The organism is Devosia sp. (assembly GCF_030689745.1).
In the GTDB taxonomy this organism is placed as follows: Bacteria; Pseudomonadota; Alphaproteobacteria; order Rhizobiales; family Devosiaceae; genus Devosia; species Devosia alba.
Map to the genome: position 1 here is coordinate 1 of NZ_JAUYGL010000163.1, position 15,753 is coordinate 15,753.

A 15,753-nucleotide genomic window follows, 5' to 3' on the forward strand; every position below is an offset into this window, starting at 1 on the left:
GATGGAACGGGCGCTGGCCGAAACCAACCGCCGCCGCGAAAAGCAGGTCGCCTATAACGAGGCCCACGGCATCACCCCCGCCTCGGTGCGCTCCAACATCCACGACATCGTCGACAGCGTCTACGAGCGCGACCACGTCACCATTTCCATCGGCAAAGGCCGCGACGGCAAGGAAGCCACCCATGTCGGCGCCAACCTCGCCGCCGTCATCAAGGACCTCGAAACCCAGATGCGCGAAGCCGCGACCAATCTGGAATTCGAAAAAGCCGCAAGGCTCCGCGACGAGGTCAAGCGGCTGCGCGAAATGGAACTGGATACGCTGTCGGGAGAGGTCAACTAGCCCCCCGGCACCCCCACCCAGCCCTCCCCCTGAAGGGGGAGGAGCCGCGCGGTGGAAGGGGCACCATCATGGACAACCTCGATGCGCCCCTCCCCCTTCAGGGGGAGGCCGGGTGGGGGCCCATCCCCAACCCCAATCTGATCCCTCCCCCTTCAGGGGGAGGCTAGGTGGGGGTGCCCCTTCAGGGGCTTCGAGCCGTCCGCCTTTGGCGGCAAATCGCTCCGTGGACCAATCTGAGCCGACATGGCCATGAGGGCTATGCCCGAATGCCGGCTGGGTGGGGGTCTCGCGGCTAGTCCGGATTTTCTCCCCACCCCGGTGATTCCCCATCCACCGACCCCAGCACCCCGAACACCATGTCGCCGACGCCGTCGATATTGGTCAGCACCTCGTCATTGCCAAAGCGCACCACGCGATAACCCAGCCCGGCGAGAAAAGCCGTCCGCCGCGCATCATGCGCCAGACCTGCCTCGGTAAAGTGGCTGTCGCCATCGATCTCGAAAATGATCCGGGCGCGCTTGCAGACGAAATCCACCACATAGGGCCCGATCGGCGCCTGCCGCCGCATATGCCAGCCGGCAGTCCGCCATGGCTCCAGCAGCGCCCAGAACCGCCGCTCCGCCACCGTCTGCTCCCGCCGCAAGCCGCGGGCAAAGGAGATCTGCTCTTTCATGTCTGCACCCCCACCCAACCTCCCCCTGAAGGGGGAGGAGCGCATCGAGTTGACCTACAATACCACCCCACCCACCGCCCGGTCCCTCCCCCTTCAGGGGGAGGTTAGGTGGGGGTCCATCCCCAGCCTCTCGGCAAAATCTCTGCAGTGGCGCGATGTGAGCCGAGAGGGCCATGTGAGCTAGCCCGAACGACAGGATAAAGCGACAAGACTAATCGAAGGCGCTATGGGGCTATGGGGCTATGGGGCTACGAGAGATGAACGGTGGTCGCCGATGCACAATCCCATCGGTGGCGCTTCGGCTGATCAATCTTGATCTTCCAACAGGTCAAACTCCAAACCTCTGGCATCTACATGAGACGACAAACGAGATCTGATTTTCGCGCGTAGGTCTTTGGGATCCGGAAAGCCGTTCAAGCATGCGTACAAGCGGAAATGCCGCAGCACCACGCCGTCTAGCTTCGACGAGAGAGTTCTAGCGGCTAAATCAATGGGCCAACTGCGCTGACTCCTGTCACCGTATGATAGGAGCCGTATGCGTTGACCTGATTCACTACCTTTCAGCATTGGGAAGGATCGGGACCACGTAAATGTTAACTCCGGATCGACGCCGAACTCCCAATATGTTGCAGTAGCGAGATCGCTACATTCGGCGGCTAGATTGTCAAATTTTTCCTCTGATTCTTCCGACTGTCTATCTAGATACTGAAAATCCAACACGAGCTTGGGTGCTCGCCTATTAAGAATGCAATCTACGAACGGAATAACTTGGTCACTGGGAGATGACGCCGAAATCTCGTCTTTGAAAACCCGGATTTTACCCATCATGGTCTGATCGTCAAACCGGCGCCAAGTCTCGTCAGCAACCATTCCGGCTACAGCGCGCCTTGATAGGTCAAGCGCGCCATCTCTCATCATAGCTGCAAGTGTCTTTTTCAGCGCCTCTTCGTATCCGACTACCGCTTTGTGAAACGGAACCTGCTCAAAGTCATAGAGTCGAGATACCAGAAAGTGATCTGCTGCGCCAATCGCCTTAGAATGGAGACAGGGCAATCCGTCAACGTCTAGCGTCAAATTGTCGATTAAGTATTCAGCGTCGACTCCACCGTAAGGAAGTCCCGCATGAAGAGAAGTCCGACGCAGATAGTCTAACCTATCGCAATCCAAATCCGAACTAACCAACATATTTAGACTGGTATTATCTGCTCCGTCCAGTCGAGCAACAATTTCGTCCGCAGTAAACCCGTGCTCTCTTAGCAAAGAGGATATATGGGGATCATTTTTGATGATGTATTTTCCGACCTCCTCGTGGTCAGTAAAATACTCCTGCGTGGGAGGACTACCCTCCAGCGCTGGGACACCTTCTATCAAATGCACCGCTTCTTCCGTTGCATGTGAAAATGGATAGTGGCCGAGGTCATGCAGAAGCGCAGCCAGCCGCGTGATATGGTAGTCGTGATCCGAAATGTCGACTCCGCTATGGGAAATCGAAGCCAGCATTTGTCCCGCGACATGACAAGCGCCCATGCTGTGTTCTTGGCGCGAATAGGTAGCACCGGGAAAAACGAACGCTCCCAACCCCAGTTGCTTGACATTTGCTAGTCGTACAAAAGCAGGAGAAGTGGCTATCTTGTATTCAAGGGGGGTTAGAAACACCGCCCCATGGACAGGGTCGTTAATTCGCTTGCGTTTTTGGGAAGTACTGATTGACGACATCACGCGCGACTTCCACATGCTCGACTAAGTGAGGCTTTTCTCTACGAAGCTTATCTGTTGCAGACACTTCGTCAAGCTTTGCTACTCGCTCCAAATAATGAACTGACGCGACAATTTCTAGCCAATCAGCTTCTTGTAGTCCCTGCGGACGCCTATTATCGGTCGGAATTTCGCCGACCTGCTGCAAACGCGGAAGCAGGTCAGCGCGTATCGTAGGCGCGTCGGTGCTATTCAAATCTATGGCAGGGGTATTGTAGTAGTCTTTTGCCAAAGTGGACGAGTACGGCCCCCGAAGATACCAACTAAAACCATACCCCAAAGACACTCCCTTCGCCTGTGCCAAATAAATGAGTTTTTGTATTCGTTTCCGGTCATCCAACGAACCAATATGATCAGATTGGTTCATAGCGCGCAGTGCCAGTTTCGTAGCTATTGCCCGTTCTACCATGCTAATCACTCCTATTGAGTCGTTTATCTATCACAGGTATGCTAAGAATAATAGGAATTTTTTCCGTACCGATCTATCACAAGTTCATGTGCGCTGTACATTACACAACTCAGATTCGCCAAATAGGTGGCATGGAGGATGTGAGCTTGAACCATTACCCGAAAATCGCCTCAAACGCATCCAAGTACAATTGGCCATGTCCCACGGCGCATCCTTGCATGCACTGATCCCGATGCAATATCGCCGTCTCATGAGGGCGGGTCAACCACCCCCCCCACCCAACCTCCCCCTGAAGGGGGAGGAGCGCATCGGGGCTCGCCACAGATGTCGCCCCAAGCCCAGCACGCCGCGCATCGCGTCGAACACCCCGTCCGCGTACTGGAGCGGCTCCAACCGCCGGGGACCGACTTTAATATTTGGGAATGCCACAAATGCCTCAATACCTGCCTTAACCGCTGAGACCCGCCATGGACATCGATCTCGCCCGCACCATGATCCGCACCGCCTTTGAATCTGGCCGCACACTGCAGGCCTTGCTGCCAGCGCTCAAGGCGGGCCTGCCGCCCGACGCCTACCGCGCCTGCGCCCACGAGCTGGCCAGCGCCATCGACCAGACCAACACCGCCCTGATCACCCGCGCGCTCGCGGCCCATCCGGCCCTCAAAGTCGAGATCGACACGGCGATCCGCGACCACGGACGGTATTGAAACGCGCCCACTATTCCTCTCCCCCAAAGGGAAAGGCCCCCACTTCAAAACCCAAAAACCCAAAATATCCCCGCCCCCGCGCGCGCTGCTATCCTTGCCGGTTTCATCAGCTAGGGAGAAACCGGCATATCGGTTGCCCCCACCCCCCAATTGCCCCGTCCCCATCCCCGGCATAGGCTGGCCTCCCGCTGGAGATCCCGCCCCATGAGATATCTGTTCATCGCCTTCGGCCTCGTCCTCGTCCTGCTGGGGGGCCTGTGGTTCCTGCAGGGCACCGGGCTGGTCACCATGGCGCCCATCCTGTGCGTCGGCGACTGTGAACCGCTCGAAGGCCCGTCCCTGCCCTGGGCCCTTGCCGGCCTCGTCGCGCTGCTGGCCGGCGCCGCCCTGCTCTGGCGCAGCCGCCGCCGCTAGAGCGGCGCCAGAGTCCGCCACCGTCCCCACGCCAAAAACCCAAAAACCCAAAACTAATCCTCGGCCCCTGCCGCGCGCTCATGCTGGGCGCGCCAGGACAACCGCCAGGGAGGGTTTTATGGACAATCTGATTTCATTCGCCAAAGTACTGGAGCACGCGCAACTGAGCGAGCGGCTGCTGCATTTGCGCGCCACGCTGCATGCGGCGCAGGTCCATGCGCCCAAACAGTTGGCCAGCCCGCTGCTCGCCCGGGCCAGCGCGGTGCTGCTGGCCGACATCTATCGGCTGATCTCGCGCGAACCCGGCGCCCGCACCCTGCCCCGGCTTGATCGCCAGCAGCCGCCCGAGCATCGCCGCCTCACCAGCATGCTGCGCGATGCGCAGCTGGCGCTCGACCTGTTCAGGCAGGCCCATAGCGATGACGAGGGCGACGACGAGTGGCGCACCATTGAGGGCCAAGAAATGCAGGCTGGGCACCGGGCGGCCATGGCCCGCTCGTGAGCTGGTTGCGGCCTGATGCGTGCTGCGCCTTGTCCCGCTTGTCCCCGCCCGGCTGGTCTGCTGCATACTGGCCCCGTTCCCGCCACCAACACGCGGCGCTGACGAGGCGCCGGGCGGGAAGGCGGGGAGCATGGGGTCGCCCAGGCTCGGGCGTGGATGCTGACCACCGGCCGGACGACGGCGGTGCGGAGAGAGGGGCGGGCGCCCCGCCGCACCACGGGATCGTCACCCCGAAAGGGGGGCCGCTCGAGGCGTGCGCCACAAATCCCGATCGTGCGAAGCGGCTTTCGCCTCTTCTTGCCTATTCTCTGGGGCGAAAGCCGCTTCCCACCGTGTACCGCCAGCGCCCCGACCGCGCGTGGCGATGCCGGCGCGGGGCCATGCCCAGGCCCAAGCCCAAGCGGGCGATCGCCCGGGCGTTTGTTCCAGATCAATTCGGCCGCTGCCGCGCGCTGCTAGTGTGTGGCCAGCGTCACCATCAGCGCAGGAGAGCGCCATGTTCACGACCAATGAAGGCACCATCGACCGGGTCATCCGCGTCATCGTCGGCCTCGCCTTGCTGGCAGCCTTTTTCATGTACCCCGATGCCGGCTGGCGCTGGTTCGCGCTGCTGGGCCTCGTGCCCCTGCTCACCGGCCTGATCGGCACCTGCCCGATCTATCGCCTGCTCGGCATCTCCACCTGCCCGGTCAAGCGCCGCTAGGCAGCAGGTGCCGCCCCGCCCCCGGCGCTAGCGCGCCCGGGCGGCCATGGCGCGCACCTGTTCGAGATAGGCCTCGCGCTGCGCCGCCGTGCTGCTGCCGATCTCGGCAAAGCGGGTCACCCGCACCGGCTTGATGCCGCAGAACTGCAGCACGGCATGCTTGACCATGCGCACGTCACTGTTGTGATAGGCCCACCAGGTCCAGGCCTTGGGCGCGTCCGAGGTGATGAATAATTGCCCCGAGCGGCCGGTCAGCAGCTTGTCCCACATCGGGTCGCGCTCATGCGGCCTGAAGGCCTGGCCGGGCAGCAGCGTGCGGTCGAAAAACCCCTTCAGCAGCGCCGGCACGCTGCCCCACCACAACGGATAGACGATCACCCAGCGCTCGCACCAGGCGATCAGCTCCTGCGCCTGCACCAGATCGGGCTCCAGCGCCTGCTCGGCCTTGTAGCCCTGGTGCAGGATCGGGTCGAAATGCAGCGTCGCCAGATCCTGCCGCTGCAGCTGGTGCCCGGCCGCCAGCGCCGCCGCCTGATAGGTATCGGCAATGGCATTGTTGAAGCTGTGACGATCGGGATGGGCCATCAGCAGATAGATTCGCATGCGTCCGACTCCGGGATGAACTGTGCCAGCCCAAGGCTTGCCACCGCACCCGCCGCCGATCCAGCGCAAAATCGCCCGCGCCCTGCTGAAAACCCCGACATGGGCCACAGGGCCAGGGGTGAAACGCTGGCCAATCCGCCTTGCCGCCGCCACGCTGCTGCGGCAAGGCTATCGCGTCCATTGCCGGAGCTTGCCATGCCAGACTTCAGAACGATTGCCCGCGCCGGCCTGGTCCTGCTGGCGCTCAGCGCCGCCCCGGCCGTGGCCGCCGAGCCGACGGCGCGGGTCAGCGGCGGCGATATTGCCGTGCGCAGCGGCCCGGGCCTGCGCTACCAGCAGATCGGCCGCCTTGCCGATGGCGCCACGGTCACGCTGGACTATTGCACCCGCAGCGGCCGCTGGTGCCTGGTCACCGATACCGGCTGGGTCGACGCCTCCTATCTGGTCGGCTGGGCCGCCAAGATCGAGGCCAGCCCGCCCGACTTCGACGGCTTTGGCTGGTAGCCAACGGCCTAGAGCCAGCCACTCAGCTCGCGCCGCACCATGTCCTCGATCATGTCCATGCCCTGGGGACTGTCATTGAGGCACGGAATATAGGCGAACTGCTCGCCACCGGCGGCCAGGAAGCTGTTGCGGCCTTCCATGGCGATCTCCTCCAGCGTTTCGATGCAGTCGGCCGAAAACGCCGGCGCCAGGATGGCCACCTTGGTGACGCCCTTGCCCGGCAGCGCTTCGAGCGTCTTGTCGGTATAGGGCTCGAGCCATTTGGTGGGGCCAAAGCGCGACTGGAACGTCACCATCAGCTTGTCCTTGGGCCAGCCAAGATACTCCCGCACCAGCCGCGTCGTCTTGTAGCACTGGCAGTGATAGACGTCGCCGCGCTCCAGATAGGTTACCGGCATGCCGTGATAGCTGGTGATCACCAGGTCGGGCTCAAAATCCAGCGCTGCCACCCCGTCGCGGATCGAATGGGCGAGCGTCTCGATATATTTGGGATCCTCGAAATACGACGGCACAGTGCGCACCGCCGGCTGCCGCCGCATCGTCTTGAGCACGTCAAACGCCTTGTCATTGGCCGTCGCCGTGGTCGTCGCCGAATTCTGCGGATAGAGCGGCACCAGCAGAATCTTGGTGCAGCCGGCGGCATGCATCCTCTCCAGCACGCTCTGCGTCGAGGGATTGCCATAGCGCATGGCAAAATCCACCATGACATTGTCGTGCCCCGCCAGCCGCTCGGCCAGCGCCGCGCTCTGCCGCCTGGTGATCACCAGCAGCGGGCTGGCATTCTCCTGCTTGTCCCAGATCTGCTCATAGGCATGGCCGCTTTTCTGCGGCCGCACCGTCAAGATCACCAGATTGAGCAGCGGCCACCACAGCCATTTCGGCGTCTCGATGACACGCGGATCGCTGAGGAACTCTTTGAGATAGCGCCGCACGCTCCAGTAATCGGTGGCATCAGGCGTGCCCAGATTGAGCAGCAGGACGCCGATTTTCTGGTCGAGGACGGGCGGATGATTGGGGGGCAGGTGATCGGACATGGACGCCAGTTTGGAAGAGTTCTAGGCAGAGGCGCACCATAACGCCTCCATGCCATGGCGCAAGGCGGCTATGGGTCGCGCCGCATACAGTGATCCAGACGCGATCGCCTAGAAACTGGCGAGCAGCAACACCACGCCAAACGCCAGCACAGCCACGGCACCCAGCAATTCAAACCACCACATGATCGCCGCCGTGGTCGGGTTGTCCGCGCCGCCGATCCGCTGCGCCAGCCCCTTGGCGGTCACTGCCAGCGTCGCCAGCGCCGCCACGGTGATCGCCGTTCCCACCCCCATCAGAAATACCGCCGCAATGCCGGCCAGCAACAACCCTTGCGACAGCGCGAACACCATCACCACCAGCGCCCCCGAACAGGGCCGCATCCCCACCGCCAGCACTACGCCGAGCTGCTCGCGCCAGCTGCCACTGGTCAGCGCTGGCGGCACGATATGCATATGGTGATGGTCATGATCCTCGTGGCTATGGTCGTGCGGGTGCGCGTCGTGGCCATGCTCATGCGCCGCCGCATGATGCAAATGCCCATGCGCCTTGTGCGTCGCGTGCGCGGCGGGCTCCTCCTGGTGATGGCCATGGCTGTGCCCCCAGCCAAACAGCTTGCGGGCAATCAGCCACAGCCCCAGCAGCGCCACCATGGCGTAGGAGGCGATGCCAATCCAGTTGGCAGCGTCGCCCATCGCCAGGCTGGTCATACCCAGCAATCCCGCTGCAATCAGCACGAACACCACCGCCACCAGCGACTGCAGCATGGCCGACAGCACGCTCAGCGTCACCCCGCGTCGCAGCTGCGTCTCATTGGCCAGCACATAGGACGAGATCACCACCTTGCCGTGCCCCGGCCCGGCCGCGTGCAGAATGCCATAGACAAAGCTCAGCCCGCCGAGCACCCAGAACGCCGTCCAGTCACTGCGCAACGCGTCCAGCGACGCCGTGAGCGCGGCATAGAAATCGCGCTGTTGCGTTGCCAGCCAGCCGAAAAATCCCGTCTGCGGCAGGTTCAGGCCCACCTCGGTCGGAGGTCCACCAAACGGCGTTCTCGGCTTGGCCTCTGCCACCGCCGTCGCGGCCTCCAGCGCTGACGCCGGTGCGGCGGCAGGGCTGCCGTCGCAACGCACCGCGATCAGCCCCTGGGTTCCGCGCATCGCTGCGGCCAGATCGGGCGGCAGCTCCAGCACTTCGGGCCCCAGGGCATAGAGCCGTTCCTCCACCGCCGGATCCATCGGCCGGGGCGGCTCCAGCACGGCGGCACAGCTGGCCGGAGCATTCTCCAGCGTCACGTCCGACGCATCGGCAAACCCGATGGCGACGTAATATTCCGGATCATACACGGCCAGCTCGAACCGCCCGGTCACCGGCACGGGCGTTGTCGCCGTCACCGAATAGGTCAGCACCACCCGCCCATCCTCGTAGACCATGCGCTGGTCACCGACGGGCTGGAAGGTCATCCGCGCATCGCCCTCTCCGGCATAGGTGTAGAACCCGTAATCCGCGAGCCCGGCCATGTTCTCGTCGGCCAGCTCCTGCAGCTCGTCCGGGCTGGTCTGCCGGTCGCCATTGCTGTCCAGCCCCTGGATCATCCAGGCCGAAAACGAGCTGTCGAAGGACCATTGGTGCCGCAGCCCGGCCACGGCGCCACTGTCGTCAAACAGCATGGTCACCTTGGCATCGATCAGGATATGCGGATGTGCAAGAGCGGGCAGGGTCATGACCGGCAGGGTCAGGGCCAGAGCGGCCAGCACGACGCCAACACACCGGCGTCCAATAGTATTGATGCTCACGTGTCGTCCTTAATGGATGGGGTGGGTCTGAAACCACTCGACCAGATGATCGATCAGCGCCCGCACCTTGCCGGCCAGATGGCGCCGATGCGGATAGACCGCCTGCAGCGTTTGCCCGGTCGGCAGAAACTCGGTCAGCACTGGCACCAGCTCGCCACGGACGATCACCGGTTCGGCCAGATAGGACGGCAATACGACAAATCCGAGGCCCATCAGCGCCGCCTTGCGTGCCGCCAGCGGCGAGTTCACCCGCAGCGGGCCATTCACCGGCACCGAAATCGTCTTGCCGGCCTCGACAAACCGCCAGTTCGACTGACCCTGCAGATTGACATCGACAATGCAGGGCAGATTGCGCAGGTCTTCCGGATGTTTCGGCGTACCGTGTAGCGCCAGCAGCTCCGGGGCGGCGCCGACGATCACATGCATATTGGCAATCTTGCGCGCGATCAGCGCGGAATCGGCCAGCGTCGAGATCCGCAGCGCCACGTCGATCCCTTCATCGACCAGGTCGACATAGCGATCCTCCAGCCGCAGATCGAGCGTCACCTTGGGGTATTTGCGCAGATACTCAAAAATCGCCGGCGCCAGCGTATCCTCGCCAAAATTGCGCGGCGCCGACACCCGCAACAGGCCGCGCGGCTCAGCTGTCTGGTCGGATATGGTGGCGTCGAGATCGTCCAGCTGCTGCAATAGCGCGCTGGCTTCGCGGTAGTAACCTTCGCCCGCCTCGGTCAGGCTGAGCTTTCTGGTCGTCCGGTTCATCAACCGCACCCCCAGATAGTCCTCCAGGTCCGAGACATATTTGCTGAGCAGCGCCTTGGAGCGGCCATGCTGTCGCGCCGCCGCAGAAAAACCACCAGAATCAAAGACCTGAACAAAAGCGCGGATGCGTGCGAGGTCCTGCGTCATGGCATCCCGTTCACCAGATCATTGCAATCGAGACATAACTCACCTGCGTCAGGTGAACAATATCCGGTCTTGGCCGTTCCCCGATTAACGATAGACTGCAACCGCAATCGACGCGCACCAGGAGTTCGGACTATTTTCCCACCCATGTCCAAGCCCTCATCCCGCTCCACGCTCTATCGGCTCATCGAGGCGGGCCAGTTGGCGCATCGCGCGCTGCTGCTGCCCCTGGCCGAACGTGGCCTTGAGCCGGGTGACGACGCCATTCTGTTTGAGCTTGCCCGTGCCGGCACCACTGAGAGCGAACTGGCCGCCGAACTCGGCCTGTCCGAGGCCAGCCTGACGGCCCGGCTGGCGCGCCTGATCGAACGGGGTCTGGTCACGCGTCAGGCCGTCGGGCCGCAACTGGCTGCTGGCATTGCCCTGAGCGAACGCGGCGTGCGCATCCGCAATGGCCTTGCCGATCACTGGAGCCAGCTTGAAGAGGCGCTGCTGGGCGAGCTCAAGCCAAAACAGCGCAGGAAGCTGAGCGAGCGGCTCAAGCGCTTCGTGGATCTGCTCACCTTCTGACCGCCAGCCCAACGCGCCATTCAGCTTGGGTTCAGGCGCCATGGTGTTATCTGCCCGCACAGGCATCAATGCCTCCAAGGATAAGGAGATCACCAATGGCTTTGAGCAAGAAACTCATGGCAGGCGGCCTCGCAGTTCTGGCGCTTGTAGCCACCACTGCCGCTGCGTCTGCTGCCCCGGCCTACGCCACCGGCAACGTCAATGTGCGTTCTGGCCCGTCGACCCAATACCGCGTTGTCGATTCGCTGCGCCGTGGCGAGCGGGTCGATGTTCAGCAGTGTCGCGGTGGCTGGTGCTATGTCGAAAAGCGCGGCCCCGATGGCTGGGTGTCGGCAAATTACCTGTCGCGCGGCGGCCAGGGTAGCTGGAACAACAATGATCGCTGGGATCGCTGGGATCGCACCCCGCACTACGATCCGCGGCCGCAGCGTCCACGGGGCTGGGACCCCCGCCCGCGGCGTCCGGCCCCGATCTACCCCAGCTATCCGCGCAATAACAGCAGCGTCTGCGTCAATGGCCCCAACGGCTATTTCTGCATCGGCGACTAGCCCAATTGACAACGCCGCCCCTCGGGGCGGCGTTCTGCTATTCGACCGTGAGCCGGTCCACGTCAATGCCGCGCCTTTCCAGCGGCGCCCGCAAGCGGCGCACCAGAAATTCGTTGAGCCCGTAGATCGCCAGCGCCCCCACCACCATGACAATGGCAAAGCCGGCCATGCCGTCCTGATTGGCCGCGATCACACCGGAAAACAGCGTCACCCCGCCAGCGCCCAGCAAAGCCCAGTTCTTCCGCTCGCCGGCAACGCGCATATTGTGCGCGCCCGAATGCAGCAGGTCGCGCAACTCGCTGTCGCTCATTGCCGCCAGATCCCTGTTGCTGGCTTCACGCCTTATGGTCTCGATATAGGCATCGACCCGGCGCATGGTCAGCGAATCCTTGTTATTGCCGCGCTTGCCGCGCGTCAGATAGGTCCAGCCACCACCCACCAGCAGCAGCACCAACCCGATTTCCAGCAGCCAGACCATACCATACCCTCCATGCGTCCCCTGACATGCCCTCCCCCGCCATGGACTTCAAGGTCCCGCGAAGACAGAACGCCGCAATCGCGGTGATCCTGCAGCCGCCGCGCTGCGTATCAGCATCAACCTCGCCGCCCGGAGCCCGCATCATGACCAAATACCTGATCCTCTACGCCGCCTGCGCGCTGATATTTTTTCCGCTCGATTTCATCTGGCTCTCCACCATGGGCAAGGGCATTTATCAGCGCGAGATCGGCAGCATCCTGCTACCCAATCCCAATTTGCTGGTCGCGGGTCTGTTCTATCTGGCCTATCTGGTGGGCGTCGTCGCCCTGGTCGCCGCGCCTGCCGAAGGCGACGTGCTCAAGGCGCTGGCGCTGGGTGCCCTATTCGGCTTTGTTGCCTATGGCACCTACGATCTGACCAACCTGTCGACGATGAAGGGCTTCACCCCCACCATCGCCGCGGTGGACATGGCCTGGGGCACCTTTCTGACCGGGGTCAGCGCCGCCGGCGGGGTCTGGTTGTCAAAACTCTTCGCCTGATTATTCCCGCCCGGGCAGGATCGGGCCGTCAACGATCGGCACGCGCTTGATCCGCTCGCGGGCCATCACCACCAGGCCCGCTGCCACCACAATGCCCGCGCCTACCAGCGACACCGGGTCAATCACATGGCCGAACACCACGATGCTCAGCACGATCGCCCAGGGCAGGGAAAAGTAGTTGAACGGTTGCACCGTGCTGGCCGGTGCCAGTGACAGCGCATAGATCATCACCCCATGGCCCAGACAGGTGGTTATCATCATCGTGACCACCAGCGCCACATCCGGCCAGGCCATGGGCTGCCAGAAGAAAATGCCCACCGCGCTCGACAGCACCAGCCCGACAATCCCGGTATAGGCCAGGCTGGTTGGCGCCTTGTCATACTGGCTCACCTTGCGGGTCAGCACGATATACAGCGAATAAAGGGTCGCCGCGATCACCGCAAAGCCGACACCCCAGTCCATGGGCAGCCCGCCCGGACGCACAATGATCAGTGCCCCGGCAAACCCCACGCCGACCGCCACCAGGCGGAATACGCCGACCTTCTCGCCCAGCAGCGGAATCGAGAACAGCGTCACCAGCAGTGGATAGACCAGCGAGATCGCCTGCAATTCGCCCAGCGGCACCGATTGCAGCGCCAGCGCAAAAAAGCAGATCTCGATGATCAGCAGCGAGCCGCGCAACAGCTGCCAGAACGGCACCTTGGAGGTCAGCGCCTGACGCAGCCCGGCCTGCCGCGACACCACATACAGCGCAAAGACGGCAAAGCCCCAATAGCGCATCATCGTCACCTGGAAGGGCGAATAGGTCTGCACCAGATGCTTGGAAATGGCGTCTTGCACGCCGAACACCACAATGGTGAACAAGGTCAGGGCAATGGCCCGGCCGACATTATCGGTGCGGTCGTCAACGGCAGAAAGAGACATGGGACTGGGTCACGCCTGAAAAACAGCGCCCCGATTCACCGTTGAACCGGGACGCCCCAGCGCTAGCGCAAAGTTCAGCCTTTAGCCATCTGCGACTTGACCATGCCGGCAATCGCCGTCAGCGCGCCGCCGCCCCCGCCCCCGCCCCCTGGCAGCACAGCCTTGCTGCCGCACGCTGTCAGCAGGGCTGGCGCAAATAGGGCGCCCTTGCCCCCAGTTCATCGCGCCCGACACGTTGAAGACTCCAGCCAAAGCGGCCTATGGTCTGACCATCAGGTCCAAGTTCCAGCATGATCAATAAACTCGCCTCTCCCAACACTCTTCCCGTGGCGCTCGTAACGGGCGCCGGTGACCGCATTGGCGCCGCCATTGCCAAGGCCTTGGCGCGCGCCGGCTATGCCGTGGCCATCCACTATCACCGCGACGAGGACGGGGCCGGCCAGGTCCAGGCCGACATCACTGCTGCCAGCGGCACCGCCGCCATCGTTCAGGCCGATCTGACCGATCGCGCCCAGCGGGCGGGTCTGATGGCCGGGGTGACCGCGCAATTCGGCCCGGTCAGCGTACTGATCAACAATGCCTCGGTCTTTGAGCCCGACAGCCTGCGCGATCTTGACGAAGCGCTCTGGGATGGCCATTTCGCCATTCATGCCGAAGCGCCGATCTTCCTGGCCCGCGACTTCGCCGCTCAGCTGCCCGCTGGCGGCACCGGCAATATCGTCAACATCATCGATGAACGCGTGCTGCACACCTCTCCCGCCTATTTCAGCTACACCCTGTCCAAATCCGTGCTCTGGGCCGCCACCCGCACGCTCGCCCAGTCACTGGCGCCGGCCATCCGCGTCAATGCCATCGGCCCCGGCCCCGTCCTGCCGCATTCGCGCCAGAGCAAGGCCGAGTTTGCCGCCAGCGTGCAGGCCCTCCCTTTGCAGCGCAATGCCGGCCCCGAGGACATTGCCGAGGGCGTGCTGATGCTGCTCGCCACCAGATCAATGACCGGCCAGATGATCGCCCTCGATGGCGGCGAGCACCTTGAATTCCCCGCCCGCAGCGCCCCGACGCCCCGCTCATGAGTGACGATACGGCACCGCCGCCCAGCGGCCATGAGGTCATCCGCGATTTCGTCCGCACCCTGCCCGCCGCCCCCGGCGTCTATCGCATGATCGATGCGCAGGGCGCGGTGATGTATGTCGGCAAGGCGCGCAACCTCAAGGCCCGCGTCACCAATTACACCCGCCCCGAAGCGCTCGAAATCCGCCTGCAGCGCATGATCGCCGCCACGGTCAGCATGGAATTCGTGCGCACCGAGACCGAATCCGAGGCGCTGCTGCTCGAAGCCAACATGATCAAGCGGCTCAAGCCGCGCTTCAACGTGCTGCTGCGCGACGACAAGAGCTTCCCCTATATCCTGATCACCGGCGACCATGAGGCGCCCGAGCTGACCAAGCATCGCGGCACCCGCCGTCGCAAGGGCGACTATTTCGGCCCCTTCGCCTCGGCCACCGCCGTGGCCCGCACCATTGCCAGCCTGCAGAAGGCGTTTCTGCTGCGCAATTGCTCGGACAGTTTCTACGCCGCCCGCACCCGCCCCTGCCTGCAATTCCAGATCAAGCGCTGCGCCGCCCCCTGCACCCGCGAAATCAGCCTTGAAGCCTATGGTGAACTGGTCGAGGACGCCCGCCAGTTCCTCTCGGGCAAATCCCGCAAGGTGCGCGATCACCTGCAGGCAGACATGAACGAGGCTGCCGAACAGCTCGATTTCGAGCGCGCCGCCCTGATCCGCGACCGCCTCAGCGCCCTCGCCCTGGTCCAGTCGCAGGGCGACGCCACCGCCAAATCGGTGGAAGAGGCCGACGTCTTTGCCATCCACCACGAAGGCGGCCAGTTCTGCGTCCAGGTATTTTTCTTCCGCGCCTTCCAGAACTGGGGCAATTACCCCTATCGCCCGCGCGCCGATGCCAGCCTCAGCGACGCCGAGGTGCTCGAGGCCTTCATCGCCCAGTTCTACGAGGATCGTACCCCGGCGCGTCTCGTCCTGATCAGCCACGACCTGGCCGAGCCCGAGCTCATGGCCGAAGCGCTCTCCAGCCGCGCCGGCCGCCGTGTCGCCATCGAAGTGCCCCGGCGCGGCGAAAAACGTGACCTGGTCAACCACGCCCTCAACAATGCCCGCGAAGCGCTCGGCCGCCAGCTTGCCGAAGGCGCCACCAACCGCACCCTGCTCGAAGGCGTGGCCAATTGCTTTGGCCTCGACGAGCCGCCGCGCCGCATCGAAATTTACGATAACTCCCATATCTCCGGCACCAACATGGTCGGCGCCATGGTTGTCGCCGGCGAGGAAGGCTTTTCC

The 15,753-nt window shown here is 63.2% G+C and carries 20 protein-coding genes; 11 read left to right on the top strand and 9 right to left on the bottom strand.

Annotation, left to right across the window (positions count from 1 at the left end):
* Window positions 1-340 (top strand): UvrB/UvrC motif-containing protein (locus tag Q8O80_RS14400; protein WP_305580418.1); only part of this gene is annotated, 340 nt, incomplete at its 5' end.
* Between the two features lie 292 nt (window positions 341-632).
* Here the strand turns inward: Q8O80_RS14400 and Q8O80_RS14405 are convergent.
* The 3 genes from Q8O80_RS14405 to Q8O80_RS14415 form a co-directional block, all read right to left on the bottom strand.
* Complete coding sequence (locus tag Q8O80_RS14405; protein WP_305580420.1) at window positions 633-1,013, bottom strand: endonuclease domain-containing protein; 381 nt, start codon at window positions 1,011-1,013, stop codon at window positions 633-635.
* 306 nt (window positions 1,014-1,319) lie between these two features.
* Window positions 1,320-2,729 carry an HD domain-containing protein gene (locus Q8O80_RS14410; protein ID WP_305580456.1) on the bottom strand — a complete coding sequence of 470 codons (1,410 nt, stop codon included), beginning with the start codon at window positions 2,727-2,729 and terminating at the stop codon, window positions 1,320-1,322.
* The gene (locus tag Q8O80_RS14415; RefSeq protein WP_305580422.1) at window positions 2,689-3,177 is read right to left on the bottom strand and encodes a hypothetical protein; all 489 of its coding nucleotides are present in this window, start codon (window positions 3,175-3,177) and stop codon (window positions 2,689-2,691) included. The genes Q8O80_RS14410 and Q8O80_RS14415 overlap by 41 nt, the downstream gene beginning before the upstream one ends.
* Window positions 3,178-3,644: 467 nt before the next feature.
* On the opposite strand from Q8O80_RS14415, the gene Q8O80_RS14420 reads away from it, so the two are divergent.
* The 4 genes from Q8O80_RS14420 (at window position 3,645) to Q8O80_RS14435 (ending at window position 5,503) form a co-directional block, all read left to right on the top strand.
* Window positions 3,645-3,884, top strand: a complete 240-nt coding sequence (locus tag Q8O80_RS14420; RefSeq protein ID WP_305580424.1) for a hypothetical protein — start codon at window positions 3,645-3,647, stop codon at window positions 3,882-3,884.
* A 204-nt stretch (window positions 3,885-4,088) separates the two neighbouring features.
* The gene (locus Q8O80_RS14425) at window positions 4,089-4,298 is read left to right on the top strand and encodes an LPXTG cell wall anchor domain-containing protein (RefSeq protein WP_305580426.1); all 210 of its coding nucleotides are present in this window, start codon (window positions 4,089-4,091) and stop codon (window positions 4,296-4,298) included.
* Window positions 4,299-4,416: 118 nt separating this feature from the next.
* Window positions 4,417-4,800 carry a hypothetical protein gene (locus tag Q8O80_RS14430; RefSeq protein ID WP_305580428.1) on the top strand — a complete coding sequence of 128 codons (384 nt, stop codon included), beginning with the start codon at window positions 4,417-4,419 and terminating at the stop codon, window positions 4,798-4,800.
* 496 nt (window positions 4,801-5,296) lie between these two features.
* Window positions 5,297-5,503 carry a DUF2892 domain-containing protein gene (locus tag Q8O80_RS14435; RefSeq protein WP_305580430.1) on the top strand — a complete coding sequence of 69 codons (207 nt, stop codon included), beginning with the start codon at window positions 5,297-5,299 and terminating at the stop codon, window positions 5,501-5,503.
* Window positions 5,504-5,530: 27 nt separating this feature from the next.
* On the opposite strand, the gene Q8O80_RS14440 is transcribed toward Q8O80_RS14435, so the two are convergent.
* Complete coding sequence (locus Q8O80_RS14440; RefSeq protein WP_305580432.1) at window positions 5,531-6,106, bottom strand: NAD(P)H-dependent oxidoreductase; 576 nt, start codon at window positions 6,104-6,106, stop codon at window positions 5,531-5,533.
* A gap of 195 nt (window positions 6,107-6,301) precedes the next feature.
* Here Q8O80_RS14440 and Q8O80_RS14445 point away from each other — a divergent pair, with 195 nt between their 5' ends.
* Window positions 6,302-6,610 carry an SH3 domain-containing protein gene (locus Q8O80_RS14445; RefSeq protein WP_305580434.1) on the top strand — a complete coding sequence of 103 codons (309 nt, stop codon included), beginning with the start codon at window positions 6,302-6,304 and terminating at the stop codon, window positions 6,608-6,610.
* A gap of 8 nt (window positions 6,611-6,618) precedes the next feature.
* Here Q8O80_RS14445 and hemH read toward each other — a convergent pair whose 3' ends face one another.
* From hemH to Q8O80_RS14460, 3 genes are all read right to left on the bottom strand, one after another.
* Window positions 6,619-7,644 carry a ferrochelatase gene (gene hemH / locus Q8O80_RS14450; RefSeq protein WP_305580436.1) on the bottom strand — a complete coding sequence of 342 codons (1,026 nt, stop codon included), beginning with the start codon at window positions 7,642-7,644 and terminating at the stop codon, window positions 6,619-6,621.
* Window positions 7,645-7,752: 108 nt separating this feature from the next.
* On the bottom strand, window positions 7,753-9,438 hold the full coding sequence (locus Q8O80_RS14455) for a DUF1007 family protein (protein ID WP_305580438.1): 1,686 nt from the start codon (window positions 9,436-9,438) through the stop codon (window positions 7,753-7,755).
* 9 nt (window positions 9,439-9,447) lie between these two features.
* The gene (locus Q8O80_RS14460; protein WP_305580440.1) at window positions 9,448-10,347 is read right to left on the bottom strand and encodes a LysR family transcriptional regulator; all 900 of its coding nucleotides are present in this window, start codon (window positions 10,345-10,347) and stop codon (window positions 9,448-9,450) included.
* Between the two features lie 144 nt (window positions 10,348-10,491).
* Here Q8O80_RS14460 and Q8O80_RS14465 point away from each other — a divergent pair, with 144 nt between their 5' ends.
* Both Q8O80_RS14465 and Q8O80_RS14470 read left to right on the top strand, forming a co-directional pair.
* On the top strand, window positions 10,492-10,914 hold the full coding sequence (locus Q8O80_RS14465; RefSeq protein WP_305580442.1) for a MarR family winged helix-turn-helix transcriptional regulator: 423 nt from the start codon (window positions 10,492-10,494) through the stop codon (window positions 10,912-10,914).
* A 95-nt stretch (window positions 10,915-11,009) separates the two neighbouring features.
* Window positions 11,010-11,462 carry an SH3 domain-containing protein gene (locus Q8O80_RS14470; RefSeq protein ID WP_305580444.1) on the top strand — a complete coding sequence of 151 codons (453 nt, stop codon included), beginning with the start codon at window positions 11,010-11,012 and terminating at the stop codon, window positions 11,460-11,462.
* Window positions 11,463-11,499: 37 nt separating this feature from the next.
* Here Q8O80_RS14470 and Q8O80_RS14475 read toward each other — a convergent pair whose 3' ends face one another.
* Entirely contained in the window at window positions 11,500-11,940 is a 441-nt protein-coding gene (locus Q8O80_RS14475; protein ID WP_305580446.1) for a hypothetical protein, read from the bottom strand.
* A 143-nt stretch (window positions 11,941-12,083) separates the two neighbouring features.
* On the opposite strand from Q8O80_RS14475, the gene Q8O80_RS14480 reads away from it, so the two are divergent.
* Window positions 12,084-12,479 (top strand): DUF2177 family protein, encoded by a 396-nt coding sequence (locus Q8O80_RS14480; RefSeq protein ID WP_305580448.1) that lies wholly within the window; start codon window positions 12,084-12,086, stop codon window positions 12,477-12,479.
* Here Q8O80_RS14480 and Q8O80_RS14485 read toward each other — a convergent pair whose 3' ends face one another.
* Entirely contained in the window at window positions 12,480-13,403 is a 924-nt protein-coding gene (locus Q8O80_RS14485; protein ID WP_305580450.1) for a DMT family transporter, read from the bottom strand.
* A 290-nt stretch (window positions 13,404-13,693) separates the two neighbouring features.
* Between Q8O80_RS14485 and Q8O80_RS14490 the strand changes: the two genes are divergently transcribed.
* Together Q8O80_RS14490 and uvrC are read left to right on the top strand one after the other, a co-directional pair.
* Window positions 13,694-14,476, top strand: a complete 783-nt coding sequence (locus tag Q8O80_RS14490; protein WP_305580452.1) for an SDR family oxidoreductase — start codon at window positions 13,694-13,696, stop codon at window positions 14,474-14,476.
* Window positions 14,473-15,753: excinuclease ABC subunit UvrC (uvrC, locus tag Q8O80_RS14495; protein WP_305580454.1), on the top strand; the 1,281-nt coding region annotated here is incomplete at its 3' end. The genes Q8O80_RS14490 and uvrC, both read left to right, overlap by 4 nt.